The organism is Flavobacterium sp. RSP49 (genome assembly GCF_003968735.1).
Lineage (GTDB): Bacteria > Bacteroidota > Bacteroidia > Flavobacteriales > Flavobacteriaceae > Flavobacterium.
In genome coordinates, this window is record NZ_RYDN01000036.1 from 1 (window position 1) to 26,073 (window position 26,073).

General features: G+C 35.8%; 19 protein-coding genes and 4 tRNA genes. 2 read left to right on the plus strand and 21 right to left on the minus strand.

From position 1 onward, the window contains the following. Nucleotides 1-142: 142 nt before the first annotated feature. The 3 genes from EKM02_RS13100 to EKM02_RS13110 form a co-directional block, all read right to left on the minus strand. On the minus strand, nucleotides 143-2,914 hold the full coding sequence (locus EKM02_RS13100; RefSeq protein ID WP_126455857.1) for a bifunctional aconitate hydratase 2/2-methylisocitrate dehydratase: 2,772 nt from the start codon (nucleotides 2,912-2,914) through the stop codon (nucleotides 143-145). A 328-nt stretch (nucleotides 2,915-3,242) separates the two neighbouring features. Beyond that, complete coding sequence (locus tag EKM02_RS13105) at nucleotides 3,243-4,196, minus strand: AAA family ATPase (protein WP_126455859.1); 954 nt, start codon at nucleotides 4,194-4,196, stop codon at nucleotides 3,243-3,245. A 123-nt stretch (nucleotides 4,197-4,319) separates the two neighbouring features. Continuing rightward, nucleotides 4,320-5,726, minus strand: coding sequence for a peptidylprolyl isomerase (locus EKM02_RS13110; protein ID WP_370453939.1), 1,407 nt, complete (start codon nucleotides 5,724-5,726; stop codon nucleotides 4,320-4,322). A 792-nt stretch (nucleotides 5,727-6,518) separates the two neighbouring features. Between EKM02_RS13110 and EKM02_RS13115 the strand changes: the two genes are divergently transcribed. After that, a complete protein-coding gene (locus tag EKM02_RS13115; protein ID WP_126455862.1) occupies nucleotides 6,519-7,961 on the plus strand; it encodes an alpha-amylase in 1,443 nt (480 codons plus the stop codon). A gap of 186 nt (nucleotides 7,962-8,147) precedes the next feature. Continuing rightward, complete coding sequence (locus EKM02_RS13120) at nucleotides 8,148-9,737, plus strand: peptide chain release factor 3 (RefSeq protein ID WP_126455865.1); 1,590 nt, start codon at nucleotides 8,148-8,150, stop codon at nucleotides 9,735-9,737. 117 nt (nucleotides 9,738-9,854) lie between these two features. Here the strand turns inward: EKM02_RS13120 and EKM02_RS13125 are convergent, their stop codons facing one another. The 18 genes from EKM02_RS13125 to rpsU form a co-directional block, all read right to left on the minus strand. Beyond that, nucleotides 9,855-10,118 (minus strand): hypothetical protein, encoded by a 264-nt coding sequence (locus EKM02_RS13125; protein WP_234423201.1) that lies wholly within the window; start codon nucleotides 10,116-10,118, stop codon nucleotides 9,855-9,857. Nucleotides 10,119-10,530: 412 nt separating this feature from the next. Next, a complete protein-coding gene (locus tag EKM02_RS13130) occupies nucleotides 10,531-10,842 on the minus strand; it encodes a DUF3467 domain-containing protein (RefSeq protein ID WP_126455867.1) in 312 nt (103 codons plus the stop codon). A 2-nt stretch (nucleotides 10,843-10,844) separates the two neighbouring features. Further along, nucleotides 10,845-15,158, minus strand: a complete 4,314-nt coding sequence (rpoC, locus tag EKM02_RS13135) for a DNA-directed RNA polymerase subunit beta' (protein ID WP_126455868.1) — start codon at nucleotides 15,156-15,158, stop codon at nucleotides 10,845-10,847. Nucleotides 15,159-15,483: 325 nt separating this feature from the next. Next, entirely contained in the window at nucleotides 15,484-19,296 is a 3,813-nt protein-coding gene (gene rpoB / locus EKM02_RS13140; protein WP_126455870.1) for a DNA-directed RNA polymerase subunit beta, read from the minus strand. Between the two features lie 271 nt (nucleotides 19,297-19,567). Continuing rightward, complete coding sequence (gene rplL, locus EKM02_RS13145) at nucleotides 19,568-19,936, minus strand: 50S ribosomal protein L7/L12 (RefSeq protein WP_126455872.1); 369 nt, start codon at nucleotides 19,934-19,936, stop codon at nucleotides 19,568-19,570. A gap of 92 nt (nucleotides 19,937-20,028) precedes the next feature. Beyond that, on the minus strand, nucleotides 20,029-20,541 hold the full coding sequence (rplJ, locus tag EKM02_RS13150) for a 50S ribosomal protein L10 (protein ID WP_126455874.1): 513 nt from the start codon (nucleotides 20,539-20,541) through the stop codon (nucleotides 20,029-20,031). Nucleotides 20,542-20,563: 22 nt separating this feature from the next. Further along, the gene (gene rplA / locus EKM02_RS13155; protein WP_126455876.1) at nucleotides 20,564-21,253 is read right to left on the minus strand and encodes a 50S ribosomal protein L1; all 690 of its coding nucleotides are present in this window, start codon (nucleotides 21,251-21,253) and stop codon (nucleotides 20,564-20,566) included. 3 nt (nucleotides 21,254-21,256) lie between these two features. Continuing rightward, nucleotides 21,257-21,703: a 50S ribosomal protein L11 gene (gene rplK / locus EKM02_RS13160; protein WP_126455877.1), complete on the minus strand. Its 447-nt coding sequence runs from the start codon at nucleotides 21,701-21,703 to the stop codon at nucleotides 21,257-21,259. A gap of 65 nt (nucleotides 21,704-21,768) precedes the next feature. Continuing rightward, on the minus strand, nucleotides 21,769-22,320 hold the full coding sequence (gene nusG / locus EKM02_RS13165; RefSeq protein WP_126455879.1) for a transcription termination/antitermination protein NusG: 552 nt from the start codon (nucleotides 22,318-22,320) through the stop codon (nucleotides 21,769-21,771). Nucleotides 22,321-22,330: 10 nt separating this feature from the next. Beyond that, a complete protein-coding gene (gene secE / locus EKM02_RS13170) occupies nucleotides 22,331-22,528 on the minus strand; it encodes a preprotein translocase subunit SecE (protein ID WP_126455881.1) in 198 nt (65 codons plus the stop codon). A gap of 17 nt (nucleotides 22,529-22,545) precedes the next feature. Next, nucleotides 22,546-22,616, minus strand: a tRNA-Trp gene (locus EKM02_RS13175). A 66-nt stretch (nucleotides 22,617-22,682) separates the two neighbouring features. Beyond that, complete coding sequence (gene tuf / locus EKM02_RS13180) at nucleotides 22,683-23,870, minus strand: elongation factor Tu (RefSeq protein ID WP_126455883.1); 1,188 nt, start codon at nucleotides 23,868-23,870, stop codon at nucleotides 22,683-22,685. 53 nt (nucleotides 23,871-23,923) lie between these two features. Beyond that, nucleotides 23,924-23,995: transfer RNA gene (locus EKM02_RS13185), tRNA-Thr, on the minus strand. Nucleotides 23,996-24,060: 65 nt separating this feature from the next. Next, nucleotides 24,061-24,141 (minus strand) — tRNA-Tyr (locus tag EKM02_RS13190). A gap of 33 nt (nucleotides 24,142-24,174) precedes the next feature. Further along, nucleotides 24,175-24,248, minus strand: a tRNA-Thr gene (locus EKM02_RS13195). A 90-nt stretch (nucleotides 24,249-24,338) separates the two neighbouring features. After that, nucleotides 24,339-24,641: a ribosome hibernation-promoting factor, HPF/YfiA family gene (gene hpf / locus EKM02_RS13200; RefSeq protein WP_126455885.1), complete on the minus strand. Its 303-nt coding sequence runs from the start codon at nucleotides 24,639-24,641 to the stop codon at nucleotides 24,339-24,341. Between the two features lie 31 nt (nucleotides 24,642-24,672). Beyond that, nucleotides 24,673-25,569 carry a tyrosine-type recombinase/integrase gene (locus EKM02_RS13205; protein WP_126455886.1) on the minus strand — a complete coding sequence of 299 codons (897 nt, stop codon included), beginning with the start codon at nucleotides 25,567-25,569 and terminating at the stop codon, nucleotides 24,673-24,675. A gap of 68 nt (nucleotides 25,570-25,637) precedes the next feature. Next, nucleotides 25,638-25,832 (minus strand): 30S ribosomal protein S21, encoded by a 195-nt coding sequence (rpsU, locus tag EKM02_RS13210; protein ID WP_035670421.1) that lies wholly within the window; start codon nucleotides 25,830-25,832, stop codon nucleotides 25,638-25,640. Nucleotides 25,833-26,073 lie beyond the last annotated feature (241 nt).

Here is a 26,073-nt window from a genome sequence, read left to right on the forward strand (position 1 = left end):
GCTTCACATAGCGTGTTTCTTCATGTTTTTCCATTAGGATACTTTTTGTGTATCGCTATTTCAGGACGGGACAATGAAATAATAAAAGCCTAAGTCTGTTGAAAGACCCAAGCTTTTTAATATTATTAACAAAAATTAATTATTACCTAACCAATAACTTATGAGATGGCGCAAACTGCGTTAGATTTATACCTTTTACTGCAGCTTTGTATTCCTCAAGAGTTGGGGTTCTGCCTAAAATTGTAGACAACACGACAACCGGTGTTGATGAAAGTAACGATTCTCCTTTTTTACCTTCCGTATCTTCAACAACTCTTCCCTGGAAAAGGCGCGTAGATGTTGCCATTACAGTATCTCCTTTTGCTGCTTTTTCTTGGTTACCCATACATAAATTACAGCCTGGACGCTCTAGGTATAGAATATTTTCATATCCTGTACGTGCCTCGCCTTTAGGAGCATTATCATCAAATTCAAAACCAGAATACTTTTGTAAAACTTCCCAGTCTCCTTCAGCTTTAAGTTCATCTACAATATTATAAGTAGGAGGCGCAACAACAAGCGGTGCTTTAAACTCTACTTTACCGTGTTGCTCATCTATATTTTTTAGCATTTGAGAAAGAATCTTCAAATCGCCTTTGTGTACCATACAAGATCCTACAAAACCAAGATCTACTTTTTTTACACCACCGTAAAAAGAAAGTGGCCTAATGGTATCGTGCGTATAACGCTTAGAAACATCCGCGTTATTTACGTCTGGATCTGCAATCATAGGCTCAGCAACGATATCTAAATCGATTACAACTTCAGCAAAATATTTTGCATTAGCATCCGGTATCAAAGCTGGTTTATCACCTGATCTGATGGCTGCGATTCTATTATTAGCGATAGCAATTAATCCTTTAAGAACTTGGTTCTCGTTATCCATTCCTTTGGCAATCATGATCTGGATTCTGCCTTTGGCAATCTCTAATGATTCGATCAAAGTATCATCCTCAGAAATACAAATAGAAGCTTTCGCCTTCATTTCTGCAGTCCAATCTGTAAAAGTAAAGGCCTGATCAGCAGTGAGTGTTCCTAAATGAACCTCAATAATTCGTCCTTGAAATACATTCTCTCCACCAAATTGCTTCAGCATTTGAGATTGGGTAGCATGAACAACATCACGGAAATCCATATATTCTTTCATATCCCCTTTAAAGGTAACTTTTACTGATTCCGGAATTGGCATTGAAGCCTCACCCGTAGCTAGTGCAAGTGCAACTGTCCCTGAATCAGCTCCAAAGGCAACTCCTTTGGACATTCTCGTATGTGAGTCACCCCCAATAATAATTGCCCACTCATCAACAGTAATATCATTCAGTACTTTATGAATTACATCTGTCATTGCGTGATAGTTCCCTTTAGGGTCACGAGCCGTAATCAAACCAAAATCATTCATGAACTTCATCAATCTTGGTATATTTGCTTTAGACTTATTATCCCAAACTGATGCTGTATGACAACCGGATTGGTATGCACCATCAACAATTGGGGAAATCACAGTAGCAGCCATAGACTCTAATTCCTGAGAAGTCATCAAGCCAGTCGTATCTTGCGAACCTACAATATTTACCGTAACACGCACATCAGAACCTGCATGTAAAACTTTACCTGGTGTTGAACCAACTGCATTTTTATTGAATATTTTTTCTACTGCGGTAAGACCTTGTCCTTCAATAGAAATTTCTTTTGACGGAGCAAATACCGATACGATATCAATTCCTAAAGTCTTTGATGCAAAAGTTTGTAGTTTTTTTCCAAATACAATAGCGTAAGATCCACCCGCTTTAATAAATTCCATTTTCTGAGGCGTAAATGCCTTAGAAATATCAATTAATTCTTTATCGCCGTTATAGAGCTTCTTTGTTTTTGTATTTATGGTCAGCACTGTCCCTGTTGCAACAGAATAGACTTCTTCCAAAATAGGCTCACCATTTTCATTGCGGACTACCACTCCATTTGCATCTGTTTTCTTAACCCAGTTTTGAAGATCCAGACCAATACCACCCGTCACATCAACAGTAGTAAGAAAAATCGGGGAAATACCGTTAGTTCCAGCAACAATTGGAGCTATGTTTATGAATGGGACATAAGGACTTGCTTTTTTACCTGTCCAAAGGGCCACATTATTCACTCCTGACATTCTTGAAGAGCCTACACCCATAGTTCCCTTTTCGGCAATCAACATAACACTTTTGTCTGGATGCTGCGCTTGAAGTGCTTTAATTTCATCTTGAGCTTCAGGCGAAATCAAACATTTTCCGTGTAGCTCACGATCAGAGCGTGAATGCGCTTGGTTACCCGGAGAAAGTAAATCTGTCGAAATATCTCCTTCACCAGCAACATAGGTAACAACCTGAATTTCCTCAACTACCTCTGGCAGCTTCGTAAAGAATTCTGCCTTAGCATAACTCACTAGAATTTCCTTTGCAAACGCACTACCGCTTTTAAATGCCGCCTCTAACCGATCAGTATCAGCCTCATAAAGATAGACTTGTGTTTTTAGAACTTCTGTCGCCGCTTTTGCAATTGTGACTTCATTTCCTAAAGCTAAGTCAAGCAAAACTTTGATTGAAGGACCACCTTTCATCTGTGATAATAACTCTAATGCGAAAGCTGGTGTTATTTCATTCACTACTGATTCACCAAGAACCACCTCCTTCAAAAAAGACGCTTTTACGCCAGCTGCAGGTGTTGTCCCAGGAACCGTATTGTAAATAAAAAACGAAATTGAATCCTCGCGATTTGCGTTATTTGAATCTTTAATTTGCGTAATGATTTCGCTTACTAAATCAGCGCTATCAATTGGCTTTGGGTTAAGTCCCTGAGTTTTTCTGTCTTCGATTTCTTTCAGATAATCGTTATAAATGTTCATAGTAAATTGTTTTCAATGTTAAAAGCTATTTATTTTAATGTACTCAAAATTAAAAGCCATGATACGTAGTTTTTATTCACGTCGCAAATTTAGCTCTTTAAGATGATATTTAAAAAAAATTAATAGATGTGGTTTTTTCAAATGATATTATTACTAAATACTGATTTTTACCCTTTATAATTAAATAATTTTAAAAAATTTAACTATAAACTGATTAATCCCTAAAGAATTAATTACATTCTAACTAGTATCAGATCCTAAAAACCATTATAACTAAGAAAACGTTGTAGTTCCTGTCTGAAAATAAGAACCGAGTACCAAAAAAAAGTCAAACCAACTTAGCAATTATCATTTCTTCGGTAATTCCTTCGGCATCTGCTTTGTAATTTTTAATAATTCGATGGCGTAAAATTCCGGTGGCTACCGCTTTTACATCTTCAATATCAGGAGAAAATTTTCCATTGAAAGCAGCGTTGGCTTTGGCTGCCAAAATCAAATTTTGAGATGCTCGGGGCCCTGCTCCCCAATCGAGATAGTTTTTTACAAACTCATTTGATAATGGATTATCTGGACGCGTTTTACTCACTAATGTCACGGCATATTCAATTACATTATCAGCCACGGGAATTCTGCGAATCAAATGTTGAAAATCAATAATTTCTTGTGCAGTAAATAATGGATTGATCGTGTTTTTGATGTCGGATGTCGTACGTTTTACTACCTGAACTTCTTCTGCAAAAGAAGGATATTCTAGCTTTATAGCAAACATAAACCGATCCAATTGAGCTTCAGGCAAAGGATATGTTCCTTCTTGTTCTATTGGGTTTTGTGTAGCCAAAACAAAATAAGGCAAGGCTAACTTGTAGTTTTCACCCGCAATAGTCACAGCGCGCTCCTGCATAGCCTCCAGCAAGGCTGCCTGTGTTTTGGGTGGTGTTCGGTTTATCTCATCTGCCAGAACAATATTAGAAAAAATAGGTCCTTTTATAAATTTAAATTGACGGTTCTCCTCTAATATTTCACTGCCCAAAATATCAGAGGGCATCAAATCCGGTGTAAACTGAATTCTTTTAAAATCAAGACCTAATGCTTGTGCCAGCGTATTTACCATTAATGTTTTAGCTAATCCTGGCACTCCTACTAACAAAGCATGTCCCCCAGAAAAAATACAAAGCAAAATTTGATCTACTACAGCATCCTGTCCCACTATGATTTTTGCGATTTCCTTTTTCAGCTCATTCCTTTTTTGAACTAGGTTATGTATTGCTGCTACGTCTGACATTTATAAAAATTTTAAAATTAAAAAAGAGTTAGCTGTTATGAAATCATAAAACTAACTCTTTTTATTTATTTTACCGAAAAATTGTTTGCACCTCATTCAACAAAATTTGTTGATTTAAGTACATTATTTTTTTAACCAATTGTTTGTAAAGACACAATCTCTATATTCACCAATGATTTTAATATACGTTTCTTTAATTTTTTCTTCAAACCATTTCCCAATTGCCGTAATCTGCTTGTCTTTCAAAGCTAAATCTTTAATTTTTATGTAATCATTCGCATAATCCGCGGTATGCTCATCTATTCTATTGGTCACCGTGATTAATTTGAACTTCTTTTTTCCCTCTTCGCCTTGATCCAAAATTGGAAGTGAGATCTCGCCCTCTGTCAAATTAGACACTTGACTGTAAAAAGCGGGATCCATTTTTGTCAATTCAAAACGGGTATCCTGCGTTTTTGGATTAATCAATGCGCCTCCATTGGCTCTTGTTTCTTTCTCGTCAGATAAAGTTCTGGCGGCTTCCTCAAAAGTAATTTCTTTATCTTCGATTCTTTTTCTGACCAACGTGATTTTTTCTTTAGCTTCGTTCAAAGCCTCCTCTGTCACAGTCGGACTCAATAATATGTGACGCAACTCTACTTCTTGTCCTTTTATCTTTTCTATGTAAATAATGTGAAACCCAAAATCAGTTTCAAAAGGAGCGGATATCTCTCCCTCAGCCAGACTGAAAGCTACTTCTTTAAACTCTTTTACAAAAGGGGTCTTCCTATTCATTTTATAATAACCTCCATTCGCTCTTGAACCGGGATCTTGAGAATACAATACGGCTTTAGTTGAAAAACTGGATCCTTCTAATATTTCTTTTTTAAACAAATTCAATCGATCAATTACCTTTTGTTTATCGGCAGCTGAAACTTTAGGCGTAATTATAATTTGTGACACTTCCATTTCAGCTCCAAAAAAAGGAAGATCAGCGGCAGGTATCTTTTTAAAGAAATTACGAACTTCTTCCGGTGTAATTTCTACTGCTTCAATAATTTTCTTTTGCATTTCTGACGTGAGCTTATTCTCTTTCAGAATGTCTGAGAAATAGGTTCTGAATTCTTCTTCCGAATCTTTTTTATAATACTCCACCACTTTTTCCAGCGATCCGATTTGCTCTGTCATATAGCTCAATCGTTCTTCCATCATCCCTTTTACTTCAGCATCCGTCACTACGATACTATCCTGAATGGCTTGGTGCGCATACAATTTATCTTCTAATAACTTCCCTAACATTTGGCATCTTGTAATGTCTTTTACAGAACCTCCCTGACTAGAAATTTCAAGATATGACTTGTCAATATCCGAATCTAATATAATATAATCGCCTACGGTACCAATAACCCCATCAATTTTTTGCTTCCCAGTAGATTGCGTTTTCTTAATAGGAACGATTACAGTATCCTTAATGATTTCTTGTGCCTGTAAAAGTCCACTGGAAAATAGCAAAAGAAAAAAAGGAAGAACAATTTTATTAATAAATTTCATTTGTATGTGTTTTATTGGCATTTTTCTAGTTTATTTTTATACTGAAGGTTTAATATTCCCATCTTTAATGTATGTCTTGTAAAAGCAATATTAATTTTTGCCAAATATACACTTTTAAGCTTCAGGAAATGAATTGCATTTGCATTCCAAATTACTTCCTTTTTTTAAAATTTAAAACAGACAAAAATAACAATTCAATTATATAATACAAGTTTCCGTACTACTATTAACAAAAATTTATACACCCAATTATTCCCTGTTGGCTTCCTCTTCTAAATCCTAAATAAGCAACTTTTAAAGACCTAAATAAAGGACTCCCTATTCCTTCATTTATGCTATCGAAACGGCATCAATTATTTTTCTTCTTTTTCCCAGCGCTTACTAATTATGAAACCTCTTTACTCGTGCATCTTTCGCTCCGTTCAAACAATCTAAAAGATAAAACTTTACCATTTTTACTTCAAAAACAAAAATCCAGCTTTAAAAACCTCATTGTAAGGATCCTTATTTAAAAAGTTCTCAACACTACAACGTTATCGCTACAAATTAAAAGCAATGCTTTACGAGTCCTTTGATAATTTTTATAAATTAGCTAAAAATGATATTTATTTAAAAAATAAACTTAAAAAATATATTATCACTATTTTTTAATACTTTTTGTTTTGATTTCAATAAAATTATGATTTAAATCGCAATCTATTCTTTCATAATGAAGCAATAGACTTAAAACACATCCTACACAATTTCAATTAAAATGTCCCCAATTTATTAACTACCTTAATTTATCGTTTTATGAAAAAACCAAATTTCAAAATTTATTTATTGACCGCTTTACTTGCCGGCTTGTACTCCTGTAATTCAAATGATGATCTGGCAGACAATCCAACTGAAACAGCAACACAATTCAAAGTGATTAATGTCACTAATCATGACGGACGGCCATTCAGCACTGGAGTATCAACTAATATACCAACTGGAAGATATGTTGCAAATCCCGGAGGTGGTGTAATGATGCAAGCGTTCTACTGGGATGTACCGGCCGGTGGAAACTGGTGGAATACTGTGAACACAAAAATAACAGATTGGTCAAATGCCGGCATTGGCTCTATCTGGCTTCCTCCGGTATCAAAAGCTCAAAACGGGCCGTTTTCTATGGGCTACGACCCTACTGACTATTTTGATTTTGGGAATTACAATCAAAATGGTACGGTAGAAACCAGATTTGGTTCCCGTGCTGAATTAGAAAGCCTGATTACTAAAGTGCATTCTGAAAACATGCAGGTTTATGCGGATATGGTACTAAATCACAACAGTGGTGGACAATTAGAAAACAACCCTTTTACAGGAACACAAACCTACACAAACTTTACCGGTGTTGCTTCTGGAAAATTTCCAAGAACCAGTGCTGATTTCTATAAAAATGCGTACGGTAATAATGACGAAGGTTCCTTTGGGGGATTTCCAGATTTAGCCCATGTAGTACCAAATGTACAAGACTGGCTTTGGAAAAGAACAGACGGAGTAGGGAAATACTATAAAAACACAATGAAATTTGATGGATGGAGATTTGATTACGTAAAAGGTTTTGCTCCGTGGGTCATAAAAGATTGGAATGCAAACGTTGGTGGTTTCTCCGTTGGTGAATTATGGGATTCTAACGTAAACATACTAAATGATTGGGCGAATAATGCCAACAGTTCCGTTTTTGATTTTGCGTGCTATTATAAAATGAACGATGCTTTCGACGGAAACAACCTAAATATTTTGAATGACGACATGATGTGGAAAAGAAACCCGCACAAAGCAGTTACTTTTGTCACCAACCATGACACTGATGAAATTTGGAAAAAAGAGCTAGCGTATGCCTACATCTTAACGCATGAAGGATACCCAACTATTTTTTACCGAGATTACGAAGAATGGCTTAATAAAACGAAAATGAATAACTTAATTTGGATTCATAACAATAAAGCTACTGGTAACACCTCTATTTTATATACTGATACTGATGAATACATCGCCCGTAGAAACGGATATAACGGCAATCCCGGATTAGTGGTTTACATCAATAATTCATCCACTTGGCAAGAACGATGGATTCAGACCAACTGGACTAATGCTCAAATCAAAGATTTTACAGGTAGTTCAACTTGGCAGCCGACTACTCAAGCAGACAAATGGGTCAAAATACAGTGTCCACCAAATGGATATTCCATCTGGTCGATTAACATGTAGTATAAACTATTTTAAAGGCTGTCCATTTTGACGGCCTTTTTTGTACCTAATAGCGTCATAAGCTTTCTAATCAAATTTTAAAAAATCGACTGAAATCCATTTTCAAAACCCACATCATTAATTAAGAGGATACATTTTTTTAATTGGCATTTATAAATAGTACTTTTGCACACTATTGATATAAATATGGGCTTTTTAGAAGAAATACAACGCAGAAGAACTTTTGGGATTATCTCACATCCTGATGCCGGAAAAACAACACTTACAGAAAAACTCCTCCTTTTTGGTGGTGCGATTCAAGAGGCAGGTGCTGTAAAAAACAATAAAATCAAAAAAGGCGCTACCAGTGACTTTATGGAAATTGAACGCCAGAGAGGAATTTCGGTTTCTACTTCGGTTTTGGCTTTCAATTATAAAGACAAAAAGATAAACATTCTCGATACGCCAGGTCACAAGGATTTTGCGGAGGACACTTTTAGAACCTTAACAGCTGTTGACAGCGTTATTGTTGTAATTGATGTTGCCAAAGGTGTTGAAGAACAAACAGAGAAATTAGTGGCCGTTTGTAGAATGCGAAAAATTCCAATTATCGTATTCATCAATAAATTAGACCGAGAAGGAAAAGACGCTTTTGACTTGATGGATGAAGTGGAACAGAAACTAGGCTTAACAGTTACACCATTAAGTTTCCCAATAGGAATGGGCTATGATTTTCAAGGAATCTACAACCTTTGGGAGCAAAACATCAACTTATTTAGCGGTGACAGCCGTAAAAATATTGAAGAAACAATTGCTTTCTCCGATGTTAAAAATCCCGAATTAGAAAAAATTATCGGTCAAAAACCAGCTGACAGCTTGCGGGAAGAACTAGAGTTGATTGATGAAGTTTATCCTAAATTTGATCGTCAGGATTATTTAGACGGAAAACTACAACCTGTATTTTTTGGTTCGGCATTGAATAATTTTGGAGTTAGAGAATTATTGGACTGTTTTGTTCAAATTGCTCCATCACCAAGACCAAAAGATTCGGAAACCCGATTAGTAGATCCCACAGAGGAAAAAATGACAGGATTTGTGTTTAAAATCCATGCCAATATGGATCCAAAACACAGAGATCGTCTGGCCTTTATAAAAATAGTATCCGGAACTTTCGAAAGAAACAAACCGTATTACCACGTGCGTCAGAAGAAAAACTTAAAATTTTCGAGTCCAAATGCTTTTTTTGCCGAAAAGAAAGAAATTGTAGACATTTCCTATCCAGGTGATATTGTTGGCTTACATGATACCGGAAATTTCAAAATTGGAGATACATTGACCGAAGGAGAAATCATGAGTTTTAAAGGGATTCCGAGCTTCTCCCCGGAACATTTCCGATACATTAATAATGCAGATCCCATGAAAGCCAAACAACTGGACAAAGGAATCGATCAGTTGATGGATGAAGGTGTGGCGCAGTTATTTACTTTGGAAATGAACAACAGAAAAATCATTGGAACGGTTGGAGCCCTACAATACGAGGTGATCCAATACCGTTTAGAACACGAATATGGAGCAAAATGTACCTATGAAAATTTCCCCGTACACAAAGCATGTTGGGTAAAACCAAACGATCCAAAAAGCGAAGAGTTCAAAGAATTCAGAAGAATCAAACAAAAATTCTTGGCACATGATAAATACGGACAATTAGTATTTCTGGCTGATTCTGATTTCACAATTCAAATGACACAAAATAAATATCCAAATGTTAAGTTATTCTTTACTTCTGAATTTGAGTAATTCTTAATATAAAGTAAAGCTCCCTAATGGAATTAAATGCAGGTCTTGAATAGCACAGGCATAAAAAATAAAGGCATAAAAAAACGCTAATTTCTAAAATTAGCGTTTTTTTATGTTTTAAAATCGCATTATACTTAAGCAATCCTGTTTTCTAAATTTACCGCTATTTCCAAGAAATCCTTGATTAGCAACCTGTTTGGAGCAGCTCCTGATGTGGTTATTTGTTTTTTTAGCGTTTATTCCTTCTATGGAAATTGTGCCATTAGGATCTTGTTTTGAACCCATAAACCACAATATAAAATGCATACTGTTAGAATTTGAAGCAGAAACTGTTGAAACATTCGCTTGTTTTGTAGTTGTACCAACTGCTACTGTATTCACATCAACTAAGTTTTTCTCGGTTTATGCAAAAACAGAAATATTTGTTACTAGGATAAAAACAATCAAAAGGAAACGATTACATCCTGTATTTTTAGTTGTTTTTAAAGATAAATAGTTCATATCCGTTACATTTTACAATAGACAGCATGTGTTTTTTCCATCTCGATCATGAAACTTTATCATTTATAAATGAATCGAAAATATTTTCGATGAAGTGCCATTATACCCGTTCAAAGTACAAATAGGCGCTGTAAAACACAGATTTGATGGTTGGATATACTAATTTATTCATAAAACCTACATACAAAAACAGCTAATTAACACCACGAATCAAAAATGAAATCAATAATTCTAGACTGGGAAAAAATAGCCTTAAATAAAAAAGGCTCCATTTCTGGAGCCTTTAAAGATATTATGCTTGTCCCGCAGGACCAAAATTAAGCGGAATCGGGGCTTGTTCAGTATCTTTTATTTCGCCATGAGCGACTTCAAAACGATGAATGTTTTCTCCGATTGCTTTCAACAATCTTTTAGCATGCTGTGGTGTCAAGACAATTCTTGCTTTTACCTTAGCCTTAGGTATGCCGGGCATGATGCTTACAAAATCTAAAACAAATTCAGAAGACGAATGATTGATTATCGCCAAATTGGAATAAATTCCTTCGGCAATTTTCTCATCCAACTCAATGTTGATTTGTTCTTGTTGTTGATTTGAATTACTCATACTTAATAAATATATTCTTCTTTATTAGCCATCATATCGTTGTAATCTTCTTTTGAACCTACAATTGTATTGTCATATTCTCTCATACCCGTCCCGGCAGGGATTCTATGTCCAACAATTACATTTTCTTTCAATCCTTCTAAGTAATCGATTTTACCTGCAACAGCAGCTTCGTTCAATACTTTAGTCGTTTCTTGGAAAGAAGCCGCCGATATAAATGATTTGGTTTGAAGAGAGGCTCTTGTAATACCTTGTAAGACTGGTGTTGCAGTTGCAGTAACGACATCACGAGCCACAACAAGATTTTTATCGGTACGTTTCAAAAGAGAATTTTCATCGCGCAACTCACGAGGCGTAATAATTTGTCCTTCTTTCAAAGCGCCAGAATCGCCAGCATCTTCCACGACTTTCATACCATATAATTTATCATTTTGAAAGATAAAGTCTTTTGTATGAATTAATTGATCTTCTAAGAACAACGTATCACCTGGATCTTGCACTCTTACCTTACGCATCATCTGACGTATTACTACTTCAAAGTGCTTGTCGTTAATTTTTACCCCTTGCAAACGGTATACTTCTTGAATTTCGTTAACCAAATACTGTTGAACAGCTGCTGGCCCTTGGATTCTTAAAATATCATCAGGAGTAATAGCACCATCTGACAACGGTACACCCGCTCTTACAAAGTCATTTTCCTGAACTAGAATTTGGCTTGATAATTTAACCAAGTATTTTCTAATGTCACCAAATTTAGATTCGATAACTACCTCACGGTTTCCTCTTTTGATTTTTCCAAAAGAAACAACACCATCAATTTCAGAAACAACTGCTGGGTTTGAAGGATTACGAGCTTCTAACAACTCAGTAATTCTAGGCAAACCTCCTGTAATATCTCCTGATTTAGAAGAACGACGCGGAATTTTCACCAACACTTTACCGGCTTTAATTTTTTCACCATTTTCAACCATCAAGTGGGCTCCAACAGGTAAGTTATACGAACGAATCAATTCATTGTCTTTACCGTAAACCAATAAAGTAGGAATTAATTTTTTAGCTCTGGATTCAGAAATTACCTTTTCTTGGAAACCAGTTTGCTCATCAATTTCAACCATGAATGATTGACCTTGCTCTAATTCTTCATAAGCAATCTTACCGGTAAACTCAGATACGATAACCCCATTATAAGGATCCCATTTACAGATCACATCTCCTTTAACAACAGACTGGCCGTCTTTAACGAAAATACTTGAACCGTAAGGAATATTATTTGTACTTAATAAAATACCAGTTCTTTCATCGATTAATTTCAATTCAGAAGAACGAGATACTACAATATCCACTGCATTACCGTCATTATCTTCGCCTTTAACAGTTTTTAAATCTTCAATTTCCAGTTTACCGTTAAATTTAGTAACGATACTAGACTCTTCAGAAATACCACCCGCAACCCCACCAACGTGGAAAGTACGTAATGTTAACTGTGTTCCAGGTTCTCCAATAGATTGTGCTGCAATTACACCAACTGCCTCACCTCTTTGTGTCATTTTTCCGGTAGCTAGATTTCTACCGTAACATTTGGCACAAATACCTTTTAGCGCTTCACAAGTTAACGGAGAACGCACTTCTACTTTCTCGATAGGAGAAGCATCAATTGCTTTCATGATAACCTCTGTGATTTGCTCCCCAGAATGAACTAAAATCTCACTGGTCAAAGGGTTGATTAAGTCTTGTAAAGCGACACGCCCTAAAATTCTTTCTCCAAGTGATTCTACAATTTCTTCATTTTTCTTCAATGCCGAAACTTCAACACCTCTTAATGTACCACAGTCTTCGATGTTTACAATAACATCTTGCGATACATCATGCAATCTTCTTGTTAAATATCCTGCATCGGCTGTTTTCAAAGCCGTATCCGCAAGACCTTTACGCGCACCGTGAGTAGAAATAAAATACTCAAGGATAGAAAGACCTTCTTTAAAGTTAGAAAGAATAGGGTTTTCAATAATTTCACCACCACCAGCAGTAGATTTTTTTGGCTTAGCCATCAAACCACGCATACCAGTTAACTGACGAATTTGTTCTTTGGAACCCCTTGCTCCAGAATCAAGCATCATATACACCGAGTTGAAACCTTGTTGGTCTTCTCTAATGTTTTTCATTGCTAACTCTGTAAGTTGAGCATTCGCAGAAGTCCATACATCAATAACTTGGTTGTACCGTTCGTTATTAGTAATCAAACCCATATTATAATTAGCAGAAATACCTTGAACTTGTTCTCTGGCATCTGCAATTAATTTAGGTTTTTGATCCGGAATTCTAATATCCCCAAGAGAGAATGACAAACCACCTTTGAAGGCAAATTTGTATCCCATGTCTTTCATATTATCCAAGAAAACCGCAGTTGTCGGTACATCGGTAGCGCTTAAAACGTGTCCGATAATATCTCTAAGGTTTTTCTTAGTCAATACATCATTGATATATCCTGCAGCTTCTGGTACTACTTCATTAAATAATACACGGCCTGCAGTAGTTTTAATAATTTGGAAAACTAATTCTCCTGCTTCATTAAAATGTTTTGCTCTAATTTTCACTGAAGCATTCAATTCTAATCTACCTTCATTCAAAGCAATATTTACTTCTTCCGCAGAATAAAAAGTGATCCCTTCACCTAAAATTTTAAGCTCAGGAGTAGATAAACGTTCTTTGGTCATATAATACAGACCCAAAACCATATCCTGAGACGGTACCGTAATTGGAGCACCATTTGCAGGATTCAAGATATTGTGAGAACCCAACATTAATAGTTGCGCTTCCAAAATAGCTTCAGGTCCTAATGGCAAGTGAACTGCCATTTGATCCCCATCAAAATCCGCATTAAATGCAGTACACACTAAAGGGTGCAATTGGATTGCTTTTCCTTCAATTAATTTTGGTTGGAATGCTTGGATACCTAATCTGTGCAAAGTAGGAGCACGATTCAGTAATATTGGGTGACCTTTGATTACATTTTCAAGGATATCCCAAACTACAGGCTCTTTCTTATCTATTATTTTTTTAGCTGATTTAACTGTTTTTACAATTCCTCTTTCTATCAATTTACGGATAACGAAAGGTTTGTATAATTCAGCTGCCATATCTTTAGGGATACCACATTCAGACAATTTCAATTCTGGTCCAACAACAATTACCGAACGAGCAGAATAATCCACACGTTTACCTAGTAAGTTTTGACGGAAACGACCTTGTTTTCCTTTTAGGGAATCCGAAAGTGATTTCAATGGACGGTTTGATTCTGTTTTTACTGCAGATGCTTTACGCGTATTGTCAAAAAGTGAATCTACCGATTCCTGCAACATACGTTTCTCGTTTCTTAAAATAACTTCTGGAGCTTTAATCTCCATTAATCTTTTCAAACGGTTGTTACGTATAATTACACGACGGTATAAATCATTCAAATCTGAAGTTGCAAAACGACCTCCATCAAGTGGCACAAGCGGACGTAATTCTGGCGGAATAACGGGTACCACTTTCATAATCATCCATTCCGGACGGTTCTCACGGTTCAAGTTAGACTCACGGAAAGATTCCACAACTTGTAATCTTTTTAATGCTTCTGTTTTACGTTGTTTAGACGTTTCATTGTTAGCATTGTGTCTTAATTGGTAAGACAATTGATCTAAATCAATTCTTGCCAATAAGTCCATAATACATTCTGCTCCCATTTTGGCAACAAATTTATTAGGATCAAAATCATCAAGATATTGGTTGTCAGCAGGAAGCGTATCTAAAATATTTAAATATTCTTCTTCTGTCAAAAAGTCTAATCTTTGTACTGATTCACCTTCTGCATTTTTAGCGATACCAGCTTGGATTACTACGTATCTTTCGTAGTAAATAATCATATCTAATTTCTTAGATGGAAGTCCAAGGATATAACCAATTTTGTTTGGAAGAGAACGGAAATACCAGATATGAGCAATAGGCACAACAAGATTGATGTGACCTACTCTGTCTCTTCGTACTTTTTTCTCCGTTACTTCTACACCACAACGGTCACAGATGATTCCTTTGTAGCGAATTCTTTTATACTTACCACAAGCACATTCAAAATCTTTTACTGGTCCAAAAATACGTTCACAGAAAAGACCATCACGCTCCGGTTTGTGCGTTCTATAATTGATAGTTTCAGGTTTCAATACTTCACCTCTTGATTCTTTCAAGATCGATTCAGGAGAAGCAAGTCCTATGGAGATTTTATTAAACCTTTTTACAGGGTTTTTATCTTTATTGTTATTATTTCTATTATTCATCATAGTTTTTACTATTGATTTATTTGCAATTAAAAAATTAATTTTATTTCAGTCTTAAAGTCAAATGTCATAAAGTTTTTAAAGCCACGGATGACTTTAGACTTTAGACTTTCAAACTTTAGACTTAAACATTACCTCGAATTACTTCTCTAAACTTCAAATAAAAATTTTGAAGTGCTATTTATAAAACCAATTGGGTTTAAATAAAAAATCGGAACGGGTTACGGGTATAAATCCTAAAAACTCTTTTAAAAAAGTGTTCAGTATTCAGAATTTAGTGTTCAGTTTATCACTGATTACTAAATACTGAACACTGAATACTAAACTTCTATTCTTCTAGACGAATGTCAAGTCCAAGACCTTTCAATTCATGCATCAATACATTGAATGATTCCGGTAATCCTGGTTCTGGCATAGATTCACCTTTTACGATTGCTTCATACGTTTTTGCTCTACCGATAACATCATCAGACTTCACAGTCAAGATTTCTCTAAGTGTACTTGATGCTCCATAAGCCTCAAGTGCCCAAACTTCCATCTCTCCAAAACGCTGTCCTCCAAATTGAGCTTTACCTCCAAGTGGTTGTTGCGTAATCAATGAGTACGGACCTATAGAACGTGCGTGCATTTTATCGTCAACCATGTGTCCAAGTTTCAACATGTAGATAACTCCTACGGTTGCAGCTTGATGGAAACGTTCTCCTGTACCACCATCATATAAATGTGTATGTCCAAAACGTGGTATTCCAGCTTCATCAGTCAATTCATTGATTTGATCAAGGGTTGCTCCGTCAAAAATTGGTGTAGCAAATTTTCTACCCAAGTTTTGTCCAGCCCAACCAAGAACTGTTTCATAAATTTGACCAATATTCATACGTGAAGGTACACCTAGTGGGTTCAACACTATATCAACTGGCGTTCCGTCTTCAAGGAAAGGCATATCTTCATGACGAACAATACGAGCAACAATACCTTTGTTACCGTGACGTCCCGCCATTTTATCCCCAACTTTCAACTTACGTTTTTTGGCAATATATACTTTTGCTAGTTTCAAGATTCCCGCTGGCAATTCATCTCCAACAGTGATAGTGAATTTCTCTCTACGCAAAGCCCCTTGTAAATCGTTCAATTTAATTTTATAGTTATGAATTAAATCATTTACCATTTTATTAGTTGCATCATCAGCAACCCATTGACCTTTACTTAAGTGAGCAAAATCTTCAACAGCATAAAGCATTTTTTGAGTGTATTTTTTACCTTTTGGTAAAACTTCTTCACCCAAATCATTCATTACCCCTTGAGATGTTTTTCCGTTTACGATCAAGAAAAGTTTTTCGACCAATTTGTCTTTTAATTCAACAAATTTAACTTCAAACTCCATTTCAAGTGCTCCTAAAGCATCTTTATCTTGCGTACGTTTACGTTTATCTTTTACTGCTCTTGCAAACAATTTTTTGTCTAAAACAACACCATGTAAAGAAGGAGAGGCTTTTAATGAAGCATCTTTTACATCCCCTGCTTTGTCCCCGAAGATTGCACGAAGCAATTTCTCTTCCGGAGTAGGATCTGATTCCCCTTTTGGAGTAATTTTTCCGATAAGAATGTCACCAGGTTTAACCTCGGCTCCAATTCTGATCATACCATTTTCATCTAAATCTTTAGTAGCTTCTTCAGAAACGTTCGGTATATCGTTCGTCAATTCTTCGTTACCTAATTTAGTATCTCTAACTTCTAATGAATAATCATCCACGTGAATAGAGGTAAAAATATCGTCACGAACTACTTTTTCAGAAATTACAATCGCATCCTCAAAGTTGTATCCTTTCCATGGCATAAACGCTACTTTTAGGTTACGACCTAAAGCAAGTTCTCCATTTTGAGTGGCATAACCTTCTGACAATACTTGACCAAGAACAACTCTGTCGCCTCTTCTTACGATAGGTTTCAAGTTGATACTAGTACCTTGATTGGTTTTTCTAAATTTAATTAGATTGTATGTTTTCTCATCTGACTCAAAACTCACCATTCTTTCTTCTTCAGAACGATCGTATTTGATTGTGATAATATTAGCATCAACATATTCAACAGTTCCATCTCCTTCAGCGTTAATTAAAACTCTGGAATCCGAAGCAACCTGACGCTCTAAACCAGTTCCAACAATAGGAGCTTCAGGACGAATTAATGGTACGGCCTGACGCATCATGTTAGATCCCATCAAGGCTCTATTCGCATCATCATGTTCTAAGAAAGGAATCAAAGAGGCTGAAATAGAAGCAATTTGATTTGGAGCAACATCTGTATAATCCACTTTTGAAGGCTCAATTACTGGAAAATCACCTTCCTGACGGGCAATTACATTTTCAGCGATAATCTTACCTACTGCATCCATTTCTATGTTTGCCTGAGCAATCATCATTCCTTCTTCTTCTTCTGCACTCAAGTAAACAGGAGTAGACACTAGATCTACGACTCCGTTAGTTACTTTACGGTATGGAGTCTCAATGAAACCCATTCCGTTTACTTTAGCATAAACACCAAGAGAAGATATCAAACCAATGTTTGGTCCTTCAGGAGTTTCAATTGGACATAAACGTCCATAATGCGTATAGTGAACATCACGTACCTCAAATCCGGCTCTTTCTCTCGAAAGTCCACCTGGTCCAAGTGCAGATAATCTTCTTTTGTGCGTAATCTCGGCCAATGGATTCGTTTGATCCATAAACTGAGACAACTGATTTGTACCAAAGAAAGAGTTGATAACAGAGGATAATGTTTTAGCATTAATCAAATCTATCGGTGTAAACACCTCGTTATCCCTAACGTTCATTCGCTCTCTAATGGTTCTGGCCATACGCGCCAAACCAACACCAAACTGTTGTGACATTTGTTCTCCAACTGTTCGTACACGACGGTTTGATAAGTGATCAATATCATCAATCTCTGCTTTGGAGTTAATTAATTCAATCAAATATTTAACAATCGTTATGATATCTTCTTTGGTCAAGACTTGCTTTTCCATCGGAGTATCCAACCCTAATTTTTTATTTATTCTATAACGACCTACTTCACCTAAGTTGTACCGTTGATCAGAAAAGAATAATTTATCGATAATACCACGAGCCGTTTCTTCATCAGGCGGTTCAGCATTACGCAATTGTCTGTAGATATGCTCAACAGCCTCTTTTTCAGAGTTTGTTGGATCTTTTTGCAACGTATTATGAATGATTGCGTAATCTCCTTGATTAGCATCTTCTTTGTGAAGCAAAATAGATTTAACGTTAGAATCAATGATTTCTTCCACATTATCTTTGTCGATAATAGTGTCTCTATCAAGAATTATTTCGTTACGTTCAATAGAAACTACTTCACCAGTATCCTCATCTACAAAATCTTCATGCCATGTATTCAATACACGAGCAGCTAATTTTCTACCGATATATTTTTTAAGTCCTGTTTTAGAAACTTTAATTTCCTCAGCAAGATCGAAAATCTCTAGGATATCCTTATCTCTTTCGAATCCAATTGCACGGAATAAAGTCGTTACAGGTAATTTTTTCTTTCTGTCAATATAAGCATACATTACGCTGTTTATATCTGTAGAAAATTCTATCCAAGAACCCTTAAAAGGAATTACTCTGGCAGAGTACAATTTTGTTCCATTTGCATGAAATGACTGCCCGAAGAAAACACCAGGAGAACGGTGTAATTGAGAAACAACTACACGCTCAGCACCATTAATAACAAAAGTACCGCTTGGCGTCATATATGGAATTGTCCCAAGATAAACATCCTGAACAATAGTCTCAAAATCTTCATGTTCTGGATCTGTACAATATAGTTTTAACCTAGCTTTTAGGGGCACACTATGCGTAAGACCTCTTTCTATACATTCTTGAATTGTGTAACGTGGCGGATCTACAAAATAATCAAGGAATTCTAATACAAAGTTATTTCTTGTATCAGTAATTGGGAAGTTTTCCATGAAGGTATTGTAAAGCCCTTCGTCGCCTCTTTCGTCAGATTTAGTTTCTAATTGAAAAAAATCCTTAAACGATTTAACCTGAACATCTAGAAAATCTGGATAATCAGGAATATTTTTTGTAGAGGCAAAATTCAATCTTTCAGTTTGATTTGTTATCATCAATGGACAAAATTTTGATTAGAAAAGTAATTTTTTTGTATAAATAGTAATTTATTTATACCTTTTTTTTTAACCATTACATCTTTAAAAACCAATTTAAGATAACTACTTTCTTATTATCTGTTAATTTTTTTTCCTCGTAATGGATAAAATGAATCTATTTTAAAAGACTAGTATGCACTAATACAACGTAGCCTTTTGTTATACGAAAAATGGTTTAGGTCTTTGGATGACTCCAAGACCTAAACCTTATTTTCAAAACTAGAGTGAACTATTTAAGTTCAACCTCAGCTCCAGCTTCTTCCAAAGATTTTTTAAGCGCTTCTGCTTCATCTTTAGTTACACCTTCTTTAACATTGCTTGGTGCGCTGTCTACTACATCTTTAGCTTCTTTCAAACCTAAACCAGTAAGTTCTTTAACTAATTTTACAACTGCTAATTTAGAAGCACCTGCTGCTTTCAAAACCACTGTAAATTCTGTTTGAACATCTTCAGCAGCAGCTTCGCCACCACCTGAAACTACTACAGCTGCAGCAGCTGGTTCGATTCCGTACTCATCTTTTAATATTGTTGCTAATTCGTTAACTTCTTTTACCGTTAGGTTAACCAATTGTTCTGCGAATTGTTTCAAATCTGCCATTTTTTCTATCGTTTTAAAATGATTTGTAAAAAATATAATTTATTTATTGTGCGCGTTTTATGTAATAAAATTAGAGTAAAACTCTTCTTTCATTATGCCTCCACTTCCTCTGTTGCCTCTTCGCTTTTGGCAAATTGGTTTTGAAGAGCAGAAATAACTCTTTGTGCTGGTGACTGCAATAATCCAATAAGTTCGCCGATAAGCTCTTCTTTAGATTTAATAGTCGCTAATGCATCTAATTGATCGTCTCCAATATAAATTTCAGAGTTGATATAAGCTCCCTTTAATACCGGTTTAGCTGATTTTTTTCTGAAATCTTTTATTATCTTACCCGGAGCGTTTGCTATCTCAGAAATGAATATAGCACTATTACCAGTCAAAACTGAAGGTAAATCTCCATAATCATTAGCTGATGCTTCCATTGCTTTTGCAAGCAACGTATTTTTAACTACTTCTAATTTTATACCTGCTTTATAACAAGCTCTTCTTAAGTTCGTAGTTGCTTCTGCATTCATTCCAGAAATATCAGATACATAAATAATATTTGTACCAGCTAACTGTGCAGTTAAAACTTCAATCGCGATTGATTTTTCTTCTCTAGTCATACTAAAAATTTTTAACTACCAATTATACTGCCTTAGGATCCAATGCAATTGCAGGACTCATAGTGCTAGTTAGGTAAATACTTTTGATGTAAGTTCCTTTAGCCGCAGTTGGTTTAAGTTTGATTAATGTTTGAATAATTTCGTGAGCATTGTCAACAATTTGTTCAGCTCCAAAAGAGACTTTACCAATTCCTGCATGCACTATACCAGTTTTGTCAACTTTAAAGTCAATTTTACCAGCTTTCACCTCTTGAACAGCTTTTGCAACATCCATAGTTACAGTACCTGTTTTAGGGTTAGGCATTAAACCTCTAGGTCCTAAAATACGACCTAATGGACCTAATTTACCCATAACAGAAGGCATTGTGATAATTACATCAACATCTGTCCAACCGTCTTTTATCTTTTGTAAATAGTCATCAAGACCTACATAGTCAGCACCAGCTGCCAAAGCTTCCGCTTCTTTGTCCGGAGTAACCAATGCTAATACTTTAACATCTTTACCAGTACCATGAGGCAATGTTACTACACCTCTTACCATTTGATTCGCTTTTCTTGGATCTACACCCAAACGAACTGCGATATCAATAGACTCATCAAATTTTGCAGAAGCAACAACTTTTATTAATGCCGCAGCATCTTTAAGAGAATATAATTTGTTCTTTTCAATTTTTGAAGCAGCCTCTTTTTGCTTTTTTGTCAATTTTGCCATGTCTTACCCTTGTTTTAGAGGAGAATCTCCAGTTACAGTTATACCCATAGATCTAGCCGTTCCTGCGATCATGCTCATAGCAGATTCGATAGTAAATGCATTCAAATCCACCATTTTATCTTCGGCGATTGTTCTAATTACGTCCCAAGTAACGTTAGCTACTTTTTTACGATTAGGTTCACCTGAACCAGATTTTAGCTTTGCAGCTTCCAATAATTGGACAGCAGCAGGTGGTGTTTTTACAACAAAATCAAAAGATTTGTCTTTATACACTGTAATTTGCACAGGGCAAACTTTGCCGGCTTTATCTTGAGTTCTTGCATTAAATTGCTTACAGAACTCCATGATATTAACACCAGCAGCACCTAAAGCAGGTCCAACCGGTGGCGATGGATTCGCAGCACCTCCCTTAACTTGTAGTTTAACTACTTTACTAATTTCTTTAGCCATTTTTTAAAAATTTAACACTACAATCTTTGGAAGCGATTGCAATGGATATTATAGATGTAACAAAATTATACTTTTTCAACTTGCATAAAACTCAATTCTAATGGTGTTTTTCTTCCGAAAATTTTCACCATTACTTCCAGTTTACGCTTTTCTTCATTAATTTTTTCCACAGTTCCGTTAAAACCATTAAAAGGACCATCAACAACCTTAATCGTCTCACCAATATTGAAAGGAATAGAACGTGTATCGGTATTAACCGCTAATTCATCTACTTTACCTAACATTCGATTCACTTCGGAAATTCTCAAAGGAACAGGTTCCCCTCCTTTAATCTCTCCTAAAAAACCAATAACACTTGTTATTGATTTAATAATATGAGGTATTTCACCAATCAGATTAGCCTCTATCATGACGTATCCTGGAAAATAAACCTTATCTTTAATTATCTTTTTTCCTTCTTTTACAGTAACTACTTTTTCAGTAGGAACCAAAACCTGTGACACATAATCACCCATCCCAAGTCGTGCGATTTCGGTTTCGATATAAGCTTTCACTTTATTTTCTTGACCACTTACCGCCCTAACGACATACCACTTTTTAATATTATTATCTGCCATAACAAAAAAATTATGCTTTTATCCAGTTAAAAAAACCAGCCAAAGCTTTTGCGAAAATTTCATCTACTCCCCAAGTTGCCAAAGCGAATAATACTGAAAAAACAGCCACAACAATCGTTAGACGCTGAACCTCAGCCCAAACCGGCCAAGTTACATTTGACTTTAATTCCTCAAATGCCTCTGATATGTAATTAACAACTTTTGTCATTATGATTTATTTTTTTGCACGGGCGGAGGGATTCGAACCCCCATCAACGGTTTTGGAGACCGCTATTCTACCCTTGAACTACGCCCGTTCGTTAATAAAAGCCAGTAACAACTTTACGGAGTTACTGGCTTTATACTTTTTTATCCTATTTGGATTATGCTACAATTTCAGTTACCTGACCTGCACCTACAGTTCTACCACCTTCACGGATAGCAAAACGTAAACCAACACTTAATGCAATTGCACTAAGCAAAACAACATCAATAGTTAAGTTATCCCCAGGCATAACCATTTCTACACCTGTAGGCAAAGTAATGATCCCTGTTACATCCGTTGTACGTACATAAAACTGTGGACGGTAGTTATTGTGAAATGGTGTGTGACGACCACCTTCTTCTTTTTTCAAGATATAAACCTCAGCTTTAAAAGTAGCATGTGGTTTAACTGAACCTGGCTTACAGATAACCATTCCTCTTTTGATGTCTTCTTTTTGAATACCTCTTAAAAGAATACCTACGTTGTCTCCAGCTTCACCTCTATCAAGGATTTTACGGAACATCTCAACTCCTGTAATAGTAGAAGTCAATTTTTCAGCTCCCATACCAATGATTTCAACTGGATCTCCTGTATTAGCAACACCTGTTTCGATACGACCTGTAGCAACAGTTCCACGACCAGTGATTGAGAACACATCTTCAACAGGCATCAAGAAAGGTTTTGCAACATCTCTTACCGGCTCTTCGATCCAAGAATCTACAGCTGCCATCAATTCAAGAATTTTTGGTACCCAAGCTGGATCATTATTCAATCCACCTAAAGCTGAACCCTGAACAACAGGACCATTATCTCCATCATATTCATAGAAAGATAACAAGTCTCTGATTTCCATCTCAACTAATTCAAGTAATTCCTCATCATCAACCATATCCACTTTATTCATGAATACAACCATTCTAGGAATACCTACCTGGCGACCTAAAAGGATATGCTCACGTGTTTGTGGCATTGGCCCATCAGTAGCAGCTACAACAAGAATAGCACCATCCATTTGAGCAGCACCTGTAACCATGTTCTTTACGTAATCCGCGTGACCTGGACAGTCAACGTGAGCGTAGTGACGATTAGCAGTTTCATACTCAACGTGAGATGTATTAATTGTAATACCTCTTTCTTTTTCTTCTGGAGCATTATCAATTTGATCAAATGATTTTGCTTGACAATACCCTGCATCAGACAATACTTTTGTAATTGCCGCAGTTAATGTTGTTTTTCCGTGATCCACATGCCCAATTGTTCCAATGTTTAAATGGGGCTTGTTACGGTTAAAATTTTCCTTTGCCATTTTACTTAATTTTAAATCTTGTTATATATTAATTTCTATTTCCTACTTACTTGAGCCAATGTCGGGAATTGAACCCGAGACCTCTTCCTTACCAAGGAAGCACTCTACCCCTGAGCTACACCGGCAGAGAATTAATTTTAAATATTACATTTTAAATTAATTTAAACCTAATAATTTAAAACATTCAACGTGGGGAGAGCAGGATTCGAACCTGCGAAGTTTACACAGCAGATTTACAGTCTGCCCTCGTTGGCCGCTTGAGTATCTCCCCTACTTTTTATATTGCCAGACCTTTACAGTCTTGAGCCGGCGGAGGGACTCGAACCCACGACCTGCTGATTACAAATCAGCTGCTCTAGCCAACTGAGCTACGCTGGCGAATCAATAAAAAAAGTCCGCTATTTCTAACGGACTGCAAATGTATAGATTTTATCTCTCAATCAAAACTTTTTTTAAAAAAAAATCATATTAAATATGCGAACTTATTTTTTCTTTCCTTTTTACCAATAATCGTTCTAAAGATTCAGCAGAAAGTTCTAAGGCTTCTTCAAAAGTTTTACATTGCTTTTTAACTAAAAAGTCATCTCCGGGAACATTCATTTTTACCTCAGCAATTTTATTTTCTTTATCACTAGTCTTCTCCACTTTCAAAAAAACATCGGCGGATACCACCTTGTCATAATACTTTTCTAACTTGTCCATTCTTTCTTGAACAAAATCTACTAGCTTTTTGTCAACAGTAAAGTTAACTGCATGAACACTTACCTTCATAATCATTTTTTTTAGTTAAACATTTTACGAATCATTTACGTCCTCGAGGATGCGCCTCTTTATAAATACTTTTAATTTCTGACAAACTGCTATGGGTATAAATTTGAGTTGAAGCCAAACTAGAATGCCCTAACAATTCCTTTACTGAATTTAAATCCGCACCATTATTTAATAGATGTGTTGCAAAAGTATGCCGCAGGATATGTGGACTTTTTTTTACTTTCTCAGACACACCACTAAAGTAAGAATTTATTAGCCGATACACAAAAGAATCATTTAATTTTAATCCTTTTTTTGTGAGAAAAAAATAAGCATTATCAACGACTATTGCCAACAAAGCTCTTTCCTTTAGGTACAAACAAAACTGAACCGCCAGTACCGGCAAAACAGGAAGGATTCGCTCTTTACTTCGCTTTCCTAACACTTTAATTGTATTGTTCGATAAGTCAATATTTGCTATTTGAAGCTGAATCAGCTCTGCGCGTCGCATTCCGGTAGTATACAACAAATCGATTATGAGTTTATTCCTCACTTCTTCAAATCCAATTGTATTTTGCATTTGATCTAAAACATTCAAAACTTCTTTTTCAGAAAAAGGAACCTGCAAAACCCTCGAAGTCTTCAATGCTTTATGCCTTGACAATGGACTAACCCGAATTTGCTTTGTTTTCAACAAGAATTTGTAAAATGCTTTTAAAGATGCTATTTTTCTATTAACGGAGCCATTCGAAACCCCATCATCCACAAGTGATACAATCCAACTCCTGATCTGACTATACCTTACCTGCTCTATGCCTTGCTCCTCAAAGTGAATTTTGTTGAATGATTCAAAAGAAGCAATATCCGCACAATATGCCGTTAGGGTATGAGGAGAATATTTTTTCTCCAACTGTAGATAATCCCGAAAAGCATCTTTATTAGTAGTCATAAAAAAACCGTTAGCATCAAAGTTATACAATTTTGATGACTAACGGTATTTTATTTAATAGATATTGACTAACTCTCTAAGTTATCTCTCATATTTTGGATATAAGCCGCTTTTTGAATTTTGATTCTATTTGTAACTGAAGGCTTAATAAAAGCAGTACGTGCTCTTAGTTGACGAACAGTTCCTGTTTTATCAAATTTTCTTTTGTAGCGTTTTAATGCTCTATCGATATTTTCTCCGTCTTTAATTGGTATAATTAACATAATATAGACACCCCCTTTCTTTAAGTCTGCAAAAGTAAACATTATTTTGAATTGGAAGTCATGAATTGTAAATTTATTTGAGCATGTTTGCAAAAAATCAATTCCGTTTCACGAATAGGCTATCATGTGCTGCCAGCTAATATCTATAATCTTATTCATTGCGTATTCTATGATAAAAAACAAGCGATATTTTAAAAATTAGCAGGCAAATTTATATGTATTTATGTATGGGGTTTGCCTG

Excerpts from the sequence above, each read along its gene's own strand:
- rplA (WP_126455876.1), bottom strand. The coding sequence starts at position 21,253 with ATGGCAAAATTGACAAAAAAGCAAAAAGAGGCTGCTTCAAAAATTGAA.
- EKM02_RS13120 (WP_126455865.1), top strand. The coding sequence starts at position 8,148 with ATGGGCTTTTTAGAAGAAATACAACGCAGAAGAACTTTTGGGATTATC.
- nusG (WP_126455879.1), bottom strand. The coding sequence starts at position 22,320 with ATGGCAGATAATAATATTAAAAAGTGGTATGTCGTTAGGGCGGTAAGT.
- rplK (WP_126455877.1), bottom strand. The coding sequence starts at position 21,703 with ATGGCTAAAGAAATTAGTAAAGTAGTTAAACTACAAGTTAAGGGAGGT.
- EKM02_RS13115 (WP_126455862.1), top strand. The coding sequence starts at position 6,519 with ATGAAAAAACCAAATTTCAAAATTTATTTATTGACCGCTTTACTTGCC.
- rplL (WP_126455872.1), bottom strand. The coding sequence starts at position 19,936 with ATGGCAGATTTGAAACAATTCGCAGAACAATTGGTTAACCTAACGGTA.
- hpf (WP_126455885.1), bottom strand. The coding sequence starts at position 24,641 with ATGAAGGTAAGTGTTCATGCAGTTAACTTTACTGTTGACAAAAAGCTA.
- secE (WP_126455881.1), bottom strand. The coding sequence starts at position 22,528 with ATGACAAAAGTTGTTAATTACATATCAGAGGCATTTGAGGAATTAAAG.
- rplJ (WP_126455874.1), bottom strand. The coding sequence starts at position 20,541 with ATGACTAGAGAAGAAAAATCAATCGCGATTGAAGTTTTAACTGCACAG.
- rpoB (WP_126455870.1), bottom strand. The coding sequence starts at position 19,296 with ATGATAACAAATCAAACTGAAAGATTGAATTTTGCCTCTACAAAAAAT.
- EKM02_RS13130 (WP_126455867.1), bottom strand. The coding sequence starts at position 10,842 with ATGAGTAATTCAAATCAACAACAAGAACAAATCAACATTGAGTTGGAT.
- EKM02_RS13205 (WP_126455886.1), bottom strand. The coding sequence starts at position 25,569 with ATGACTACTAATAAAGATGCTTTTCGGGATTATCTACAGTTGGAGAAA.
- EKM02_RS13105 (WP_126455859.1), bottom strand. The coding sequence starts at position 4,196 with ATGTCAGACGTAGCAGCAATACATAACCTAGTTCAAAAAAGGAATGAG.
- rpsU (WP_035670421.1), bottom strand. The coding sequence starts at position 25,832 with ATGTTAATTATACCAATTAAAGACGGAGAAAATATCGATAGAGCATTA.
- EKM02_RS13100 (WP_126455857.1), bottom strand. The coding sequence starts at position 2,914 with ATGAACATTTATAACGATTATCTGAAAGAAATCGAAGACAGAAAAACT.
- EKM02_RS13110 (WP_370453939.1), bottom strand. The coding sequence starts at position 5,726 with ATGAAATTTATTAATAAAATTGTTCTTCCTTTTTTTCTTTTGCTATTT.
- rpoC (WP_126455868.1), bottom strand. The coding sequence starts at position 15,158 with ATGATGAATAATAGAAATAATAACAATAAAGATAAAAACCCTGTAAAA.
- tuf (WP_126455883.1), bottom strand. The coding sequence starts at position 23,870 with ATGGCAAAGGAAAATTTTAACCGTAACAAGCCCCATTTAAACATTGGA.